This window comes from Paractinoplanes rishiriensis (assembly GCF_016862375.1).
In the GTDB taxonomy this organism is placed as follows: Bacteria; Actinomycetota; Actinomycetes; order Mycobacteriales; family Micromonosporaceae; genus Actinoplanes; species Actinoplanes rishiriensis.
Genome location: NZ_BOMV01000071.1, coordinates 191,349 through 208,526, shown reverse-complemented (window position 1 = coordinate 208,526; position 17,178 = coordinate 191,349). Strand labels below are relative to the sequence as shown.

Annotated in this window: 14 protein-coding genes; 7 read left to right on the top strand and 7 right to left on the bottom strand. The window is 71.4% G+C overall.

What is annotated here, in order from left to right:
- Position 1: 1 nt before the first annotated feature.
- The gene (locus tag Ari01nite_RS34195) at positions 2-2,428 is read right to left on the bottom strand and encodes an NPCBM/NEW2 domain-containing protein (protein ID WP_203786367.1); all 2,427 of its coding nucleotides are present in this window, start codon (positions 2,426-2,428) and stop codon (positions 2-4) included.
- Between the two features lie 128 nt (positions 2,429-2,556).
- On the opposite strand from Ari01nite_RS34195, the gene Ari01nite_RS34190 reads away from it, so the two are divergent.
- Positions 2,557-3,594, top strand: a complete 1,038-nt coding sequence (locus tag Ari01nite_RS34190; RefSeq protein ID WP_203786366.1) for a LacI family DNA-binding transcriptional regulator — start codon at positions 2,557-2,559, stop codon at positions 3,592-3,594.
- 156 nt (positions 3,595-3,750) lie between these two features.
- Positions 3,751-5,148 (top strand): cellulase family glycosylhydrolase, encoded by a 1,398-nt coding sequence (locus Ari01nite_RS34185; RefSeq protein ID WP_203786365.1) that lies wholly within the window; start codon positions 3,751-3,753, stop codon positions 5,146-5,148.
- A 623-nt stretch (positions 5,149-5,771) separates the two neighbouring features.
- On the opposite strand, the gene Ari01nite_RS34180 is transcribed toward Ari01nite_RS34185, so the two are convergent.
- From Ari01nite_RS34180 to Ari01nite_RS34170, 3 genes are all read right to left on the bottom strand, one after another.
- Positions 5,772-7,070, bottom strand: coding sequence for an enolase C-terminal domain-like protein (locus tag Ari01nite_RS34180; protein ID WP_203786364.1), 1,299 nt, complete (start codon positions 7,068-7,070; stop codon positions 5,772-5,774).
- Positions 7,067-7,894, bottom strand: a complete 828-nt coding sequence (locus Ari01nite_RS34175) for an amidohydrolase family protein (protein ID WP_203786363.1) — start codon at positions 7,892-7,894, stop codon at positions 7,067-7,069. The genes Ari01nite_RS34180 and Ari01nite_RS34175 overlap by 4 nt, the downstream gene beginning before the upstream one ends.
- Before the next feature lie 97 nt (positions 7,895-7,991).
- Positions 7,992-8,969: an aldo/keto reductase gene (locus Ari01nite_RS34170; RefSeq protein ID WP_239163267.1), complete on the bottom strand. Its 978-nt coding sequence runs from the start codon at positions 8,967-8,969 to the stop codon at positions 7,992-7,994.
- A 27-nt stretch (positions 8,970-8,996) separates the two neighbouring features.
- Between Ari01nite_RS34170 and Ari01nite_RS34165 the strand changes: the two genes are divergently transcribed.
- Positions 8,997-9,671, top strand: a complete 675-nt coding sequence (locus Ari01nite_RS34165; protein WP_203786362.1) for a GntR family transcriptional regulator — start codon at positions 8,997-8,999, stop codon at positions 9,669-9,671.
- 9 nt (positions 9,672-9,680) lie between these two features.
- Positions 9,681-10,295 (top strand): hypothetical protein, encoded by a 615-nt coding sequence (locus tag Ari01nite_RS34160; RefSeq protein ID WP_203786361.1) that lies wholly within the window; start codon positions 9,681-9,683, stop codon positions 10,293-10,295.
- On the opposite strand, the gene Ari01nite_RS34155 is transcribed toward Ari01nite_RS34160, so the two are convergent.
- Together Ari01nite_RS34155 and Ari01nite_RS34150 are read right to left on the bottom strand one after the other, a co-directional pair.
- On the bottom strand, positions 10,249-11,001 hold the full coding sequence (locus Ari01nite_RS34155; RefSeq protein ID WP_203786360.1) for a phosphotransferase enzyme family protein: 753 nt from the start codon (positions 10,999-11,001) through the stop codon (positions 10,249-10,251). The genes Ari01nite_RS34160 and Ari01nite_RS34155 overlap by 47 nt on opposite strands.
- Positions 10,998-11,744: a hypothetical protein gene (locus tag Ari01nite_RS34150; protein ID WP_203786359.1), complete on the bottom strand. Its 747-nt coding sequence runs from the start codon at positions 11,742-11,744 to the stop codon at positions 10,998-11,000. Before Ari01nite_RS34150 ends, Ari01nite_RS34155 begins: the two co-directional genes overlap by 4 nt.
- 128 nt (positions 11,745-11,872) lie before the next feature.
- Between Ari01nite_RS34150 and Ari01nite_RS34145 the strand changes: the two genes are divergently transcribed.
- Together Ari01nite_RS34145 and Ari01nite_RS34140 are read left to right on the top strand one after the other, a co-directional pair.
- Positions 11,873-12,967: a glycerophosphodiester phosphodiesterase gene (locus Ari01nite_RS34145; RefSeq protein ID WP_203786358.1), complete on the top strand. Its 1,095-nt coding sequence runs from the start codon at positions 11,873-11,875 to the stop codon at positions 12,965-12,967.
- A 62-nt stretch (positions 12,968-13,029) separates the two neighbouring features.
- Entirely contained in the window at positions 13,030-14,496 is a 1,467-nt protein-coding gene (locus Ari01nite_RS34140; protein ID WP_203786357.1) for a GGDEF domain-containing protein, read from the top strand.
- A gap of 237 nt (positions 14,497-14,733) precedes the next feature.
- Here the strand turns inward: Ari01nite_RS34140 and Ari01nite_RS34135 are convergent, their stop codons facing one another.
- Positions 14,734-16,332 carry a serine protease gene (locus Ari01nite_RS34135; protein WP_203786356.1) on the bottom strand — a complete coding sequence of 533 codons (1,599 nt, stop codon included), beginning with the start codon at positions 16,330-16,332 and terminating at the stop codon, positions 14,734-14,736.
- Positions 16,333-16,405: 73 nt separating this feature from the next.
- On the opposite strand from Ari01nite_RS34135, the gene Ari01nite_RS34130 reads away from it, so the two are divergent.
- The gene (locus Ari01nite_RS34130; RefSeq protein WP_203786355.1) at positions 16,406-17,137 is read left to right on the top strand and encodes a hypothetical protein; all 732 of its coding nucleotides are present in this window, start codon (positions 16,406-16,408) and stop codon (positions 17,135-17,137) included.
- The last annotated feature ends 41 nt before the right edge of the window (positions 17,138-17,178 follow it).

Below are 17,178 nucleotides of genomic sequence, written 5' to 3'. Positions count from 1 at the left end.
CCTACTCGGCGCGGAAGTTGTCGATCTGGACGGCGCCGCCGGTGTTGAGGAAGACCCAGATCGCGCGCACCTGCGAGCGGTCCAGCGTTACGCCGGTCGGGCAGCTGATCTGGTCGAAGTCGCGCCGGATGGTGCGGCTCGCGCCGGCGTTCGTCCAGGTCCACTGTCCGCCCTGGCACCACGACCAGCCGTCGCCCACCTGGATCGCGATCTCGCCGACCGTGCCGGTGTCGACCGAGCGCAGGTCGACCTTGAGCGTGTTCGTGCCGGTGAGGTCCACGGGGGAAGCCAGCGCCCGGCCGAACCAGTTTCCGTTCACCGGGGCCTGCACCAGCAGGCCGGCCGAGCCGTGGGTGTGGAAGGCGCCGGTTTGCGACAGCGTGCCGCCGCCGTCGGCGTTCGCGATCGTCCAGCCCTCGGTGTCGGTCTCGAACGACGCGAGCGTGCGCTCCTCCGGCAGGACCGGACCGTCGCCGCAGGTCAGCACCGGCGCCACCCAGTCGGTGTGCGCGGTGGCCGCCGCTGTGGTGACCAGCCGCAGCCACGCGGCTCCGGTCAGGTCCGCGGTCAGCGACACGGGTGCGGCGCCGGGCGTGGCGTCGGCCGAACCGGCGACGGCGTCGTCGGCGTACACGGTGAATGTTGCCTTTGATCCGCTCTTGTCCTCGTCGTCGATGCCGACGCCGGTGGTCAGTTCTGTGCACCGGCCGCCGAGGTAATACCGCACCTCGCTGCCGGTGGTTGTCCCCAGTCCGCGATTGTGGACAGACCCGCCGACGGTGATCAGGTTGCCGTCGCCCTGGCCGGCGCCGCCGTTGCTCTGGTCGATCTCGACCGGGCCGACCGCGTTGGTCGACGACGTGGCCAGGACGGTGCTGAGGTACCGGCGGCCGGGCACGGGTGCCGTGACAACAGTGGCGACGAGCGTGCTGGAGTCGGTCTTGCGATGGCGGGCACCCCAGACATAGGAGGCGTCAACCCGGAGCGAGTACGAGCCGGCGGTCACGTCCGGAGGCGCCTGCACCGACCAGGTCGTCGCCAGCGAACCGTTCGCCGGCAGCGACGACGCCCGGGCCGGCGTCGAGGCGGTAGCGGTCCAGCCGGCCGGGCCGGTCACGCTCACCCGCAGGTCACGGATGGGGGAGGAGCCGCGGTTCGTCACGGTCGTGGACAGTGCGGCGGCCGCATCCGGGGTCACCGTGCCGACGCTCGCGCCCACCGTCACCGCCGGGGCGATACCCGGGTCGGCGATCGGGCGCACCTTGTAGACCACGGTGCCGTGCGCCGGGACCGCCGCCTCGATGACGTTTTTCGCCTGGGTGACGGCTCCGGTCCAGACATCCTTGAGCTGGTACGCGCCGGCCCGCCGCAGCCCGGTGTCCGTGGCCTTGACCTGCACGGTCGCCAGGCTGTCGGTCGAGTTGTAGAGCGCGATCGCCCGCTGCCCGTCGGCGAGCGGCTTGTCGAGCACCAGGAGACCGTCCGCGTTCGCGACCACCCGGCCCTGCACCCCGAGCCGGTCCTGGTCAATTCCGATCAGGTCCGCGTTGGTGAGGATCGACAGCGTCTCGGCGGTGGCGACCCGCAGGTCGGTGCCGATGATCAGCGGCGCCGCCATCATCGCCCACATGCTCATGTGGGTGCGGTTCTCGACCGGGGTCAACCGGCCGTTGCCGATTTCGAGCATGTCCGGGTCGTTCCAGTGCCCGGGTCCCGCGTACGGGAAAAGGGGTGCATTCTGCGCGATGATCGAGCGGAGGCTGGTCCAGTCGTCGCTGATGTCGCCGGTGGTGCGCCACAGGTGGCCGACGTCGGAGCCCCAGGTCCACGGTTGCGACGAGCCCCATTCGCAGATCGAGAAGACGATGGGCCGGGCGGCCTTCTTGAGGGCGTCGCGCATCGCGGTGTAGCGCCGGATGTAGTCGGCCTGCGAGCCGTCCGACTGGTTGTAGCAGTTGTCGTACTTGAGATAGTCGACGCCCCACTCGGCGAAGGTCTGCGCGTCGAGTTCCTCATGGCCGAGGCTTCCGGGGTAACCGGCGCAGGTACTGGTGCCCGCATCGGCGTACAACCCCAACTTCAAACCCTTTCCATGCACGTACGACGCGACGCCCGCGATACCGCTCGGGAACTTCACCGGGTCCGGTACGAGGCGCCCGGTCTCCGCGTCGCGCTCCTTGAGCGACCAGCAGTCGTCGATGTTGACGTATTCGTAGCCGGCCGCCTGCAGGCCCTTCGCCACGAAGATGTCCGCGGTCTCCTTGATGAGCTGCTCGGACACGTCGCAGCCGAACGCGTTCCAGTTGTTGAACCCCATCGGCGGGGTCCGGGCCAGCCCGTCGTCCAGCGCGTGCGCGGGTGCGGCCGGGCCGGCCACCACGGCCACTCCACCGATGACGGTCAGGAGGGTGGCGAGGAATCTGCGCATTGGTTGCTCCCGCTGGGCGTCCGGGCTGATTGTGACGATTGCAATTGCGGCACGTTACCGGTAGAACACACAGCGCGCAATCGAAACCCGTCGATCAACTAGTTTCCGCTGGCCGGTAGGGTGAAGCCGTGACCGAGCGTGTACGGGGTGGCAGCATGCGCGAGGTCGCGCGGATCGCCGGAGTCTCGGTGTCCACCGTGGCCAACGTGCTGAGCCGCCCCGCGATCGTCGCGGCCGACACCCGCCGCCGGGTCGAGCTGGCCATCGACGCGGTCGGTTACGTGCCCAACGGACCGGCCCGGCAGTTGCGCGGGCTGCCCAGCCTGCTGGTCGGCAGTGTCACGCTCGACCTGGCCAACCCGTTCTACGCCGAGGTCAACCGGGGCATCGAGGACGGCCTCGCCCCGGCCGGCTGCCTGCTGCTGGCCGGCAGCACCGACCTGCGCCCCGACAAGGAGGAGCAGCTGCTGCACCTGCTCGAGCAGCAGGGCGTCCGCGGCATCGTGATCGCGCCGGCCGGCACCGACGCGTCGCCGCTGCTGCGCCTGAACGCCCGCGGCATCCCGGTGGTGCTGCTCGACCACCCGCGCGAGCGCCTCGACCTGTGCGCGGTCGCGGTTGACGACGCACTAGGCGGCCGGCTCGCGGCCGAACACCTGATCGGCCTGGGGCACCGGCGGATCGCCTTTCTCGGCGGAGCGGTCGACCCGGCTCCGGTGCTGCGCCGGCGGGAGGGCGTCCGTGCGGCACTCGCGGCCGCGGGGCTCGAGCTTCTGGACATCCGCGTACGCATCCACCCGCCGTCCCTGCTGGACGCCGCGGCGGCCGCGGTCGACCGCATCCTCGCCGCCTCGCCGCGGCCCACCGCGGTGGTCTGTCTCAACGACACCGCGGCGCTCGGCCTGCTCGACGGGCTGCAGGCGGCGGGGGTGCGGGTGCCCGCCGACATCTCGGTGATCGGGTACGACGACCTGCCGATCGCGCGTCGCCTGGCGCCCCCGCTCACCACCGTCAGTCAGCCGAACTACGAGCTGGGCCAGGTCGCCGCCGAGCTGCTGCTCGACGAGGGCCGCCCCGGGCACACCCACCGGGAGATCCGTTTCGCGCCGAATCTGGTGGTCCGTGCCTCCACCGGACCGCCCGCACATATTGACGAGTTGCGATAGCGCAGGACCGCGAGTACGGTCTTCTTCGCGTCATTACAGACGTTACAAAGGTGTCATCCCGAGGGCGAGCACGTTGCTGGACTGCGACGGGCTGGGGTGGATCGCGTCATCGATCGCTGGGCTAGTCACCCGTTCCCCGTCCCTCAAAGGCAGGTCATGAAAAGAAAACTCATCACGATCGTCGCTGCCGTGATCGCGCTGGCAGCCTCGGTGCTGGTCTTCAACAGCACCGCGCACGCCGCCACCGGCCTGCGCATCAGCGGAACGAACATCGTTGAGGCCAACGGCCAGCGGCTCATCATGCGCGGCATCAACCACCCGCACGTCTGGTACACCGGCCAGACCCAGTCGTTCGCCGACATGAAGGCGGCCGGCGCCAACACGGTCCGGGTCGTGCTGGGCAGCGGCAAGCGGTGGGGCCCCTCGAACGACGTCCCGCAGGTGATCAACCTCTGCAAGACGAACAAGATGATCTGCGTCCTCGAGGTGCACGACACCACCGGTTACGGCGAGGAGGGCGCGGCCGCGTCGCTGGACGAGGCCGTCAACTACTGGATCAGCCAGAAGGCCAACCTGGTCGGCCAGGAGAACTACGTCGTCATCAACATCGGCAACGAGCCGATCGGCAACACCAACGCCGGCCAGTGGACCGCCGCGACGGTGGCCGCCATCCAGAAGATGCGCAGCAACGGCTTCCAGCACCTGCTGATGGTCGACGCGCCCAACTGGGGCCAGGACTGGCAGTACACGATGCGCGACCAGGCGCAGACCGTGCTGGACGCCGACACGCAGGACAACACCGTGCTGTCGATCCACATGTACTCGGTCTTCAACACCGCCGCGTCGATCAAGGCCTACCTGGACGTCTTCCAGAGCAAGGGCTGGCCGCTGGTGATCGGTGAGTTCGGCTGGCAGTTCGACTCCAGCCAGGTCGACGACACCACCATCCTGGCCGAGGCGCAGGCCCGCGGCCTGGGCTGGCTGGCCTGGTCGTGGTCCGGCAACACCGACCCGATCCTGGACATGACCACCGGCTTCAACGCCTCCCAGCTGACCACGTGGGGCCAGCGCATCGTGAACGGCGCGAACGGCCTGAAGGCCACCTCGAAGGAGGCGTCCATCTTCGCCGGCGGCCCCACCACGGGCCCGACCACGCCGCCCACGACAACGCCGACCACCCCGCCGACGACGGCCCCGACCACCCCGCCGACCACGCCGCCGACGACCGGCCCGACGACCCCCGCTCCGGGTGGCCGTTCCTGCACCGCCGCCTACTCGGTGGCCGGCCAGTGGCCGGGCGGCTTCCAGGGCGACGTCCGGGTGACCGCGGGCGGCGCCGCCATCAGCGGCTGGACCGTAACGTGGACCTTCGCCAACGGCCAGTCCGTCAGCAACGCCTGGAGCGCGAACGTCACCAGCAGCGGCTCCACGGTGACGGCCCGCAACGTGGGCTACAACGGCAACCTGTCCGCCGGCGCCTCAGCGAACTTCGGCTTCCTGGGCTCCTGGACCGGCACCAACGCCACCCCGACGCTGAGCTGCACGGCCAGCTGAGGTAGCGGCTTCGGCAAGGCCGGGCGCGCGGTGCGCGCCCGGCCTTTCTCGCGCTCGCCCCGCCCGGCCAACTCGACGAAGTCCGACCGGTGCGCGCCAGGGCCCCTCTCCCGGGGGAGGGCATCGTTGCCACCACCCCGCCTCTCTCGCGTCGCCGTCCCGAGATCTTGGCTGTTGCACCACCCTCGAGTTTCGCCATCATCCGTTATGCGCTTTATACGACGGCGGCTTGTCGGCCGAACTCCTGACCGGTCATTCCCGTTCCCCGTCGGTGGTTCCCGGCAACCGAATGCCGGGACAGGCCCCGGCGCCGTGGCCGTCGTCCCGACAAGTGGACGATCGTTCTCGTCAGCGGGCATTCAGCGGGAACAAAAGCCACAATTACTCCTAAAAGGTCGCACCGCGGCTTTTTGCATCTTGTCGAGTTCCTGTTCAACCGGAAAGCAAACTCCACATGATCTCAACCCGGGCCATCATCGCCCTGCGCGGCGGCCGGGTCGGCGGGGTAAGCCGTGCGCGCCGGGCGGCCCGCAAAGGGTTCCCAAACCGAAATGGCGAAAGTCGAGACCACCGGATCCGGGTAGCGAAGGCGTCAAGGTCGCGATGGCGGGCGGGGTGGGGGATCAGGTGCGCCAGGCGGCGCCGTGCGGGAAGGCGTAGTGGGACCGCGACTCGGGGAGCATCCGGGCGGAGAAGCCGGGGGCGGTCGGCAGGCGGTAGGCGCCGTTCGTGACGACTGCCGGGTCGGTGAAGTGGTCGTGCAGGTGGTCCACGTATTCGATGGTGCGGTCCTCCAGGCTTCCGGAAACCGCAATGTAGTCGAAGAAGGACAGGTGCTGCACCAGTTCGCACAGGCCGACGCCGCCGGCGTGCGGGCAAACCGGAACGCCGAACTTGGCGGCCAGCAGCAGGATTGCCACGTTTTCGTTGACGCCGGCCACGCGGCAGGCGTCCAACTGGACCACGTCGACCGCACCGGCCTGCAAAAGTTGCTTGAACACCACCCGGTTAGCCACATGTTCTCCGGTGGCTACCCGGATAGCCCGGCCGCCGGGCGCCGCGGAGGATAGGGCCTGACGGATCGCGCCGTGGCCCAGCACGTCGTCGGGGCTGGTTGGCTCCTCGATCCACCACGGGTCGAAGGGAGCCAGGTGTGTCATCCAGTCGATGGCGTCGGGCACGTCCCAGCGCTGGTTCGCGTCGACGGCGATGCGGATGTCGGGGCCCACGGTCTGCCGGGCCAGGGCGAAACGGCGTACGTCATCTGCCCGGTCGGCACCCACCTTGAGCTTGATCATGCGGAAGCCGTCGGCGACGGCTTCGCGGCAGAGGCGCTCGACCTTCTCATCGGGATAGCCCAGCCAGCCCGGTGAGGTGGTGTACGCGGGATAGCCCGACTCGCGCAGGTGCTCGATGCGCGCGGCACGTCCCGGTGCGACCGCCGTCAACAGCTCGACGGCTTCCGCCGGAGTCAGCGCGTCCGTCAAATACCGCCAGTCGACCAGATCCACGATCTCGCCGGGAGACAGACTTGCCAACAACTCCCACACCGGCACGCCGCGGGTCGTCGCGTGCAGGTCCCACGCCGCGTTCACGATCGCCGCCGCGGCCAGGTGCATCACGCCTTTCTCCGGGCCCAGCCAGCGGAACTGCGAGTCATGGGTGAGCCGCCGCCCGAACTCGCCCAGGTCCGCCACCGACTTTCCGATCACCAACGGCGCCAGGGCGTCGAGCGCGGCCCGGCAGACCTCGTTGCCCCGCCCGATGGTGAAGGTGAAGCCGTGCCCCTCGGTCCCGTCCTCGGCGTGCAGCACCACATAGGCGGCCGAGTAGTCGGGGTCCGGGTTCATGGCGTCCGACCCGTCCAGTTCCCGCGACGTCGGGAAGCGGATGTCGGACGACTCGACCGCGACGATCCTCATGGCAGCTCCAATCCGTACACCCGCACCGCTGTCCCACCGAAGATGTCCGCACTCCGGCCGCCGAGGAGGTCCTCCACGATCGCAATGACTTCCTCGTAGGGCGCGGTCAGCTCACACACCGGCCAGTCCGACCCGAACATCAGCCGTTCCGGACCAAAAAGATCAAGGGCGGTTTGCACGTACGGGCGCAGATCCGCGCGCGTCCAGTCGTCCGCCGCCTCGGTCACCAGCCCGGACAGCTTCGCGACGACGTTCCCGGCCGCCGCGATCGGCGCCAGGGCGGCCCGCCACCCGTCCAGGTCTCCGGCCGCGATCGGCGGCTTCCCGAGGTGATCGAGCACGAACACGCCCTCCGGCGACTGAGCAACCGCCCGCCCCACCGAAGGCAGCTGCGCCGACCGCACGACCAGTTCGTTGACCAGCCCCGCAGCCGCAACCGTGGCAAAGCCCGCCCGCACCGCCGGCCGATCGAGCACGTCATCGGGCCCGGCCTGCAACTGATCGCGCACACCGACCAGGAGGTGACCCCCCTTTCCAACGCGGTGCCCGGCAATCACGGAGGCGAGATCCGGGTCCTCGATATCCGCCCAGCCGACCACGCCCACGATCTCAGGCGTGTCCTCGGCAAGCGCCAGAAACGCCGTGGTCTCCGCAGCGTCACACCGCCCCGCCTCGACCAGAACGGTGCGATCAACGCGCGCCGCAGCAAGGTGCGCCCGCAGGTCGTCCACGGTGTAGTCACGCCGGATCGCGGCAAGCGCAGGGTCAGCGAGCCACGCGTAGTCCGCGGTCCAGAGATGGTGGTGCGCATCGATCACGGTCACCGGACAGCCATCTCCGCGGTGAAGGCCGCACCGAACGCGGCGGGTGTGGTGCTGGGCGCGGTGGGCGCGCTGGGGATGGGTGGTGTGGTGGCGGGGGTCATGGGACCGGGACCTCCTTGTCGAGCAGGCCGGCTGTCTTCAGGTCGTGCCACAGGGCGCCCGGGATTTGCACTGAGGCCATGGCTATCGCGTCGGCTACCTCGGCGGGGGAGCGCATTCCTACCAGCACCGTGGCCACGGCGGGGTGGCCCAGCGGGAACTGCAGGGCGGCGGCTCGCAGCGGGACCTCGTGGCGGGCGCATACCTGCTCGATCTGCTGGGCTCGGGCCAGCACGGCGGGGGTGGCCGGCGCGTAGTCGTAGGTGGCGCCGGGTGCCGGGTTGGCCAGGATGCCGGAGTTGTAGACGCCGCCGACTATGACCGAGATGCCTCGGGTGGCGCACTCCGGGAGCAGGTCGGTCAACGCCGACTGGTCCAGCAGCGAATAGCGGCCGGCCAGGAGGAAGCAGTCGAAATAGCCGGTCCGGGCGAAGTCGGTCAGCATCGCGGACTGGTTCATGCCGGCTGAGACCGCGCCGGTCAGGCCGGCCTCCCGTAGTTCCACCAGGGCCGGTAGGGCGCCGGTCAGGGCCGGTTCGAAGTGGTGGTCGGGGTCGTGGATGTGCAGCACGTCGGCTCGGTCCACGCCCAGGCGGGAGAGGCTGTCCTCGTAGGCGGCGCGGACGCCGGCGGCGGAGAAGTCGAAGACGGGCTCGTCACCGGTTGGCTCGGCCCACATGCCGGCGGGATCGGGTGGGCCGGGGACCAGGCGGCGGCCCACCTTGGTGGCCAGGGTGAACTCGGTGCGGGGGCGGTGGCGCAGGGCCTGGCCGGCGCGGCGTTCGGACAGGCCGGCGCCGTAGTGCGGCGCGGTGTCGAAGAAGCGGATGCCGGCCTGCCACGCGGCCTCGACCGTGTCGGTGGCGGCGCGGTCGCCGACCGGGGCGAACAGGCCGCCGATCGGGGCCAGGCCCATGCCGAGCCGGGTCACCGTGACGCCGGTGCCGCCCAGCGGCACTCTGTCGAGCGGGTTCACGATCGTAGATCATATAGGATTTCCTTCATGTTGCCCGTCGGTATCACGCCGGTTCGTCGTTCGGTTCTCAGCGATGACGTGTTCGAGTCGCTGAAGGCGCTGATTGTGGAGCACAAGCTCGCTCCGGAGGCCCGGGTCAACATCGATGCGCTGGCGCGGCAGTTGCGGGTGTCGCCGACGCCGGTCCGGGAAGCGCTGGCCCGGCTCGAATCCGACGGGCTGGTGCGCAAGCGGCCGCTGGCCGGATACACGGTGAGCCCGCTGCTGACCCGCGACGAGTTCACCGACATGTTCGACATGCGCCTGGTGCTCGAGGGCGCGGCCGTCCGGCGGGCGGCGCTGCGGGCCGGCGAGACCGAGCGGGCCGCGATCGCCGCCGAGGCCGATATCCCGTACGTGACAGGCGAACCCGACCCGGACGGCCGGCGCTCGCACGCGGCGCTCACCGCCCAGGATGCCCGTTTTCACGACCTGCTGGCGGCGGTGGCCGGGAGCCCGCTACTGTCCGACGCTATCGCCCGGCTCCACGCGCACCTGCACATCCACCGGCTCTACTTCCCGTACGCCGAGACCGGCACCACCGGACGGGAACACCAGCGCATCGCGACCGCGGTCCTGGCCGGCGACCCCGACATCGCCGAGGCCGCGATGCGGGACCACCTGGAGGCGGCCCGGCGGCGGCATCTGCCCGCGTTCGATTGAAGGACCCGCATGCATCTGTTTCGCGACCTCGAACCGGCCCGCGACCGGGCGGCGGCGTTCCGGTCCGGCAACGGCACGACCGCAATCCTGGTGCACGGTGACCCGGTGGCCGAGCGGGTGATCATCGAGCCGCACGGCCCGGTCGTGACCATCGATCGCCCGGGCGCGGCGGCCACCGGCCACGGCGGAAACTACTGCCGGCTGGTCGACTTCACCACCGCCGAGGTGTCGGCCTGGTGGGGCGGGCTGCCTCGGCACCGCGCCTTCGTGTCCCGGGCGGACGGCGTGGTGGTGCAGCAGATCAACGGTGGGCCGGCCGAAGTCGGGGTCGCGGGCTGCACCCCGTACGGGCAAGCGGGTTTGATCTTGATCGGCGGTCTGACCGTGGTGGCCGGGGACGCCGCGGTGACCGGCGAGCGGGTGACCGTGCGCAGCGACGCGCTGGTGCTGACCGGACCGGGTGACCTGGTGGCGCTGGCCCGGCACTCGTACACGGATCTGCTGTTGCGGCACGTGGCCCGGCACGCGCCCGCCTACCTGGGCACCACCCAGGACCGCGACGGCTACCAGCGGACGATCAATCCAGCAGGGCACGCCGCCAGCGGTCCTCGTGCCGGGCGGTGAACTCGGCGTCACCCCGCCACGAGTCGCCGTGGCCCTCCGCCCAGTGCCGGGTCCACGGCTGGACACCCAGCGCGGACTGCTCGGCCAGGAAGTCGTACATCGCCATCGACCGGCGGGCCAGCAGCGGCACCAGGGCGATCCGCTGCCGCTCGTCGAGGCCGTAGGCGTCGGCCAGCACCCGCAACCGGTGGGCCGGCTCGCCGGCATAGGACGCCAAGGGCACAAAACCATGGCAGGCGTACGCGAGATCCCAGAGCCGGGTGGCGGGCGAGGCGACGTCCCAGTCGATGAAGGTCAGGCCGCCCGCGCCGGTGACCAGGTTCCACGGGGCCAGGTCGCAGTGCGCGATGATCTCGTCCCCGTCGGTGGGCACCAGCGCCTGCCACCTCGCGTCCGCGGGCGGGACGAAGCCGGCCACCGCGTCGTGGAAGTCGCGGATGAGCCGGCCCACCCGGCGCAGGCCGTCGTCGTCCGGCAGGGCCGGATAGAGCACCTCGCCGGGCACGAAGGTGAGCACCTCGCGGCCGCGCTCGTCCAGCCCCAGCGGCCGCGGCGCCCCCTCGAACCCGCAGTCGTGCAGGTGGCCGAGCAACGCGTGCACGGCCGGCGTCCAGGGCCCGGCCGGCCGGCGCACGGTGTCGCCGACGCGCACCACGCCCTCGTTCATGTTGCCGCCCTGCAGCGGCACCTCGACCGGCGTGTTCATGCCACGTCCGGGTGGATCATCCAGACGTTCGGTTCCCAGTACGCGCCGAGGTCGGCCTCGCGGTCGATGTGCACCGGGGCGAGGCCGTCGGGAAAGACGTAGTCGCCGGACTCCGGGAACGCCATCTGCGTCCACGACTCCCACTCCGCCACGGTGCCGGTGATCCGCAGCGACTGCGGCAGCGGCGTGGCGACCCGTGCGCCGAGCCGCTCGTGGATGCGCATCCACGGGTCGAAGTGCTGGCCGTCCGGGCGGCGCCAGTACACGTACCGCTCGATCGGGGTGAGCGGGTAGCGGTCCTTGGTGGCCGGCCGCACCGGGGCGATCAGGTGGGTGAGGCCCTGCCGTTCGGCGATGCCGCGCATGGCTTCGAGCAGCTGGCGGGCCAGACCGCGGCCGCGGCCCGAGCGCGGGCTCTCGGCGGCCAGCGCGCACAGGGCGTTCACCGGTTCCTTGGCCCGGGCGTGCTGGAAAATCTGTTCGAGCGCGGGGTCGATGCCGTCCGGCAGCGTCCCGTCGGCGCCGTCCCACCACAGCGGGCCGGTGTGCCCCTCGGCCACCACGGCGTCCTCGGCCTCGTCGTAGAGCACGAACTGGTAGTCGGCGAGTTCCTCGTCGAGATGGCCCCACCAGCGGTTCAGCACGTCGCCGTGCAGGTTGTACTCGGGCCAGACGTCGGCCGAGGGGATTCCGCGCTGCCAGAGGTCGGGGCGTTCGGCGGCGGTGTACGCGGCGAGGGTCATGCCCGACATGATGGCATCGAGCGTTTCCGGAGTCGCCACGTTATCGTCGCCGGCCGGTCGATCACGTCGCGTCGACTGCCCTGCGGGACCCCGGCGACGGGCGCCGGGCGAGTCCCGTGGAGGAACTCGTGGCTGACCGTCGTCAGGTGCTGCGGATCGGCGCCGTTGCCGCCGCCGCGCCCGCCGTCACCGCCGCCGTCGCCGCGCCGGCCAGGGCCGGTGGGCGGGACCGCCGGGCCCCGGAGGTGTTCGGCCACCGCGGCGCCTCCGGCTACCGTCCGGAGCACACCCTGGCCTCGTACGAGCTGGCCGCCCGCACCGGCGCCGACTATCTGGAGCCGGACCTGGTGGCCACCAGGGACGGCGTGCTGGTCTGCCGGCACGAGCCGGAGATCGGCGGCACCACCGACGTGGCCGACCGGCCGGAGTTCGCCGACCGCAAGAGGACCGTCTTGCTGGACGGCGTCAGCGTGTCCGGCTGGTTCACCCACGACTTCACGCTGGCCGAGCTCAAGACCCTCCGCGCGGTCGAGCGGCTGCCCGGCGTCCGCCAGCACAACACGCTGTACGACGGCCTGTTCGCGGTGCCCACCTTCGACGAGCTGCTGGCGCTGCGCGCCCGGCTGTCCCGGGAACTGGGCCGCGAGCTGGGCGTGATCCCGGAGACCAAACACCCCACGTACTTCCGGCGCCTTGGTCTGGCCCTGGAGAAGCCGCTGGTCCGGTCACTCGAACGACACGGACTCAACCGGCGCGGCGCCCGCGTGTGGATCCAGTCGTTCGAGGCGGCCAACCTGCGCGCCCTGCGGTTCTCCAGCCGGGTCCAGGTCAACCTGGTGTTCCTCACCGGTGCGGCGGGCGGCCCGTTCGACGACTCCAGGACCTACGCCGAATACCTGACCCCGGCCGGGCTCGCCGGGCTGGCGACCTACGTGAACGGCATCGGCCCGGAGAAGGGACAGGTCATTCCGCGCACCGCCACCGGCACTCTGGGCACGCCGACCAGCCTGGTGCGCGACGCCCACGCGGCCGGGCTCAAGGTCATCCCGTACACCTTCCGCGCGGAGAACCAGTTCCTGCCCGCTGAATACCGGGTGGGCACCGACCCGAACGCGTACGGGCGGGCCCTGGACGAGCAGATCACGTTCCTGAACACCGGCATCGACGGGCTGTTCACCGACCAGCCGGACATCGGGGTGCTGGCCCGCACGCTGCGCGGCTGACTGCTACCGAGTGGCAACCGGAGGCCGCCGGGAGCGCAACTCCCGGCGGTTCTCCTGGTCGGGTGCCCGCTGTTGCCAAGAAGCTGACCGTCCGCGCCTGGTGGCTGTACCTGGCCGTCTACGTCGGAGGCCTGCTCGCCTACGTCGTCCTGCCGGCCGGCCCGCTGCTCGGCCTCGCGTTCGTGATCCTGCCCTGGGCCGGGGTGGCCGCGCTGGTCGTCGGGCTGGTGCGTAACCGCCGGCGCGGCCTGGGACTGCTGTGGCTGCTGGCCGTGTACCTGGCCGCCGGAGCCGCCGGCCTGTTCGTCATGCTGTCGCTGAACATGCCGCCCTCGCCGGGCCCGCAGGACCTGTTCTTCGTGCTGGGCAACACGGCACAGATCACCTGCATGGTCTGGCTGGCGCGCCGGCGGATGCCGGCCCGCAACCGGGAGCGGCTGCTCGACGCCACCGTGATCAGCTCCGGTTTCGCCCTGGTGGTGGCCATCTTCCTGATCAAGCCGGCGATCGCGACGGCCGGCTCGGTGCCGGCCGCGATGATGGTGGCGCTCTACCCGATGGTGGACCTGTTCATCTTCGCGCTGCTGATCAGCCTGCTGCTCAGCCGGGGCCTGGGCACCACCGCGATGCGCCTGGTCGCGCTGTCGCAGCTGGCCCTGCTGGTCTTCGACTGCGCCTACGCCTTCATCCCGTTGCAACTGCTCGAGAACCCGGTGCTGTTCAACCTGACGAGCGCCGTCTCGCTGTCCGTCTACGGCCTGCTGGGCGCCGCCGCGCTGCACCCGGGCTTCGCCGAGCTGACCACCGGGTCGCCGGACAACCGGCCGGAAATGCCGTGGATCCGTACGCCGCTGCTGTGGGCCGCCGTGATGGCCGGTCCCGGCCTGCTGATCTTCGAGGCGTGGCGCTACGACTCCCGGGTGCCCGACGCGCCGATCATCGCGGCCGGCTGCGTCCTGATCTTCGGCCTGGTCGTGGGCCGGCTCCAGGCGCTCGTCACCCGGGTCAACTCGCAGGCCCGGGAGCTGGCCGAGCAGTCCGAGCGGCTCAACCAGCTGGCCTCCTGCGACGGTCTCACCGGCCTGGTCAACCGCCGGACCTGGGACGACGTGCTGGCCGACGGCCTGGAGCGGGCCCGCCGGCACGAGCTCACCACCACCGTGGCGATCCTCGACCTGGACCACTTCAAGGAGTACAACGACACCCTCGGGCACCAGGCCGGCGACCGGCTGCTGAAGTCCGCCACCGCGGCCTGGCGGGCCGAACTGCGCGAGACCGACGTGCTGGCCCGCTACGGCGGCGAGGAGTTCATCGTGCTGCTGCCCGGCTGCGACGGCCCGGCCGCGGCGGAGATCCTGGAGGGCCTGCGCGGCACGACGCCGGACCAGCAGACCTTCTCCGCCGGCATCGCCACCTGGGACACCACGGAGTCCGCGGACGACCTGGTGGCGCGGGCGGACGCCGCCCTCTACTCGGCGAAGAACGCGGGCCGCGACCGCTCGGTGCTGGCGGGCGCGGTCCCGGTGTAGCGTGCCGTCGTTGTCAAAGGGTGGGCGGCCCGGCCTCCCCAGCCCGGCTGACAGCGTCGGTCGGCGTACCGCAGCACCACGATGGTGAGGTCGTCGTCGAAGTCGGCGGTGGCCTCCATCGGCCAGGTCACGGCGCTCGAAGACGAGCACGGCAAGCAGCACGGTGGGCCGGCGCACGTACGAGTGACGCGTCGCCGGCGGTTCAACCGTCAGCCGGCGGGTGCGGGAAGCCGCCCGCTACGCGCCGAACCGGGCCACCAGCGCCTCCCTGATCCGGTCCAGCCGGATGCCCTCGTTCGCCTCGTACGTGCCGGCCTGCCCGTGCAACCTCAGCAGCTGGTGCCCGCCCCGGTGGTGCAGCGCGACCACCCGCCACTCGTGGTCGAAGACCGGGCTGCCCGAGCTGCCCTCCTCGGTGGGGGAGCGGTAGTGCACCACCCGGTCGTCCAGGTCGAGCACCCGGGTGTCGTGCAGCGAGAAGCACACGTCCTGCACGCCGTTCGGGTAGCCGATCACGTACGCCCGCCGGCCGGCCAGCCGGTCCGGGCCGCCGCGGCGCAGCGGGAGCGGCTCGATCGACGGGTCGGGGCCGGTTTCCAGTTCGAGCAGGGAGCAGTCCAGCGCCGGCACCGGTGACGTCCAGAGGACGCGGTGGATCGGGTACTGCCTGCGGGCCCCGTCGCCGTCGTTGCCGCGGAACGTCACGTAGCAGCCGTCGATCGGTTCGACCGTGTCCGGAATGACGTGCGCGTTGGTCAGCAGCACCCGGTCCGGCAGGCCGGCGGCGATCGACCGGCCGTCCAGCAGGAAGCCGGTGCCCACGCCGTCGCCCAGCCGGGTCTCGATCCGGGCCACCGCGCGGCAGGCGGTGAGGGCCGCACGCAGCCAGCTCATCGACTGGAAGCCGGCGTCGCCGAACCGGCGCTCGAGCCCCGCGCGTACCTCGTCGAATCTCCGCAGCGACGCGTCGCCCGCCGCGGCACCGGGCAGCACCACCCGCCCGCCCGCGCTGGCCAGCAACCGGCTGCGCAGCACCGGCAGCAGCCGGCGGCCCGGCTCCACGTCGTCGACCAGGCCGTGCACCCGCTCGAACTGCCGCAACGTCGTGTTCAGCTCGAAGGCGTCGACGTCCGGGTCGGTCACGTAGCGGTTGAGCCACGCCAGCGCCTCGTCCGGCCGGTCCAGGATCAGGGCGGCCTCCGTGGCCGTGGCCAGGCGCCACCGGCGGGGCCCGGCCAGGCCGGCGATGCGGTCGTGGATCTCCGTGGCCAGTGCCGCCGCCTCGGCGCCGGGCGTCGCGTAGCCGGGCACGAGCACCTCGTCGAGGTGGGCCCGCTGCAGCAGGGCGGCCGCGTTGATGCCGTGGTAATGGTGTTCCGCCGGGTCCCGGTCGTAGGTGCTGCGATACCACGAGACCGCCTCGGCGAGGTCCCGTTCGGACTGTCCGGTCAGGTAGCGCGTCTTGTGCACGCGGCCGATCGCACCGCGCACCTCGGAGTCGGACTGGACCACCGAGGCGGGCAGATGCCGCAGGATGCATTCGGCCGCCGCCACCCGGTCGTCGTCCAGCAGCGCCAGCCCGTAGCGGTACCGCACGCTCGGCTGGTCCAGGCCGTTGCGCAGCAACGATTCGGCGAGCCACTGCACCAGCGCGACGTACCGCTTGGTGTGCAGGCGGGCGAGCACCGCGAGCGCGTCGTCCAGCAGCCCGTCCGGCGCACGCCGGAACCGCACCACCGCGGCGAACCGCTCGGCTGCCGCGGTCACACCCTGGCGGTCGAACATGCGCAGGGCGTCTTCCAACCGGGCCTGGTCGGCGTCGGTCCAGCTTTCCATCGCCGCACAGCCTTGCGGCAAGCCGCCACCGGGGTCAAGCGGTACCGCCCAGGAGTGAAGTACTGTCCACCGTGTGACGGTCACCGTGCGGCTGGCCGATGGCCGCGCGGCCGTCGCGGTCCGGCCCCAGACGCCTGCCGATCTGCCCGGTGCGGTCGCCGCCCTCGGCCTGGGCGCCCCACTGCCGGTGGTCGCCGTGGTGGGTGGTGCCGCCGGCATCGACGAGCAGACCATGGACGAGCTGTTCACCCTGTTCACCGACGTGATCGCGCCGGTGATCCGGGAGCGCGGTGCGGTGGCGGTGGACGGGGGCACGGACAGCGGCGTGATGCGCCTGCTGGGCCGGGCACGCGCCGCGGGCGCGCCGTTTCCGCTGGTGGGGGTGCCCGCCCTGGACACCGTGCACTTTCCCGGTCACCGGGGCGCGCACCCCGGCACCGCCGCGCTGGAGCCGCATCACTCGCACTTCGTCCTGGTGCCCGGCGCCAAGTGGGGCGACGAGGCTCCGTGGCTGGCCGGCGTGGCGTCCGCGCTGTCGACCGGCCGCGGCGGCGTCACGGTGCTGGTCAACGGCGGTGAGATCACCGTAGAGGACGCGCGGTGCAGTGTCGCGGAGGGCCGTCCGGTCCTGGTGCTGGCGGGCACCGGCCGCACGGCCGACAAAATCGCGGCCGCCGTCGCTGATCCGGCTTCCTGCCGCGACTCCCGCATTGCGGAGTTGGCAAAATCCGCAATCGTACGCGTGGCAGACGTCGCCGACCGCACGGCGGCAGCCGCCCAGCTGCGCGGCTCATTGGCACTCTGACCTCGGGAAACGGCTGCGCTCGCCGGGTAAGTCAAGACTTA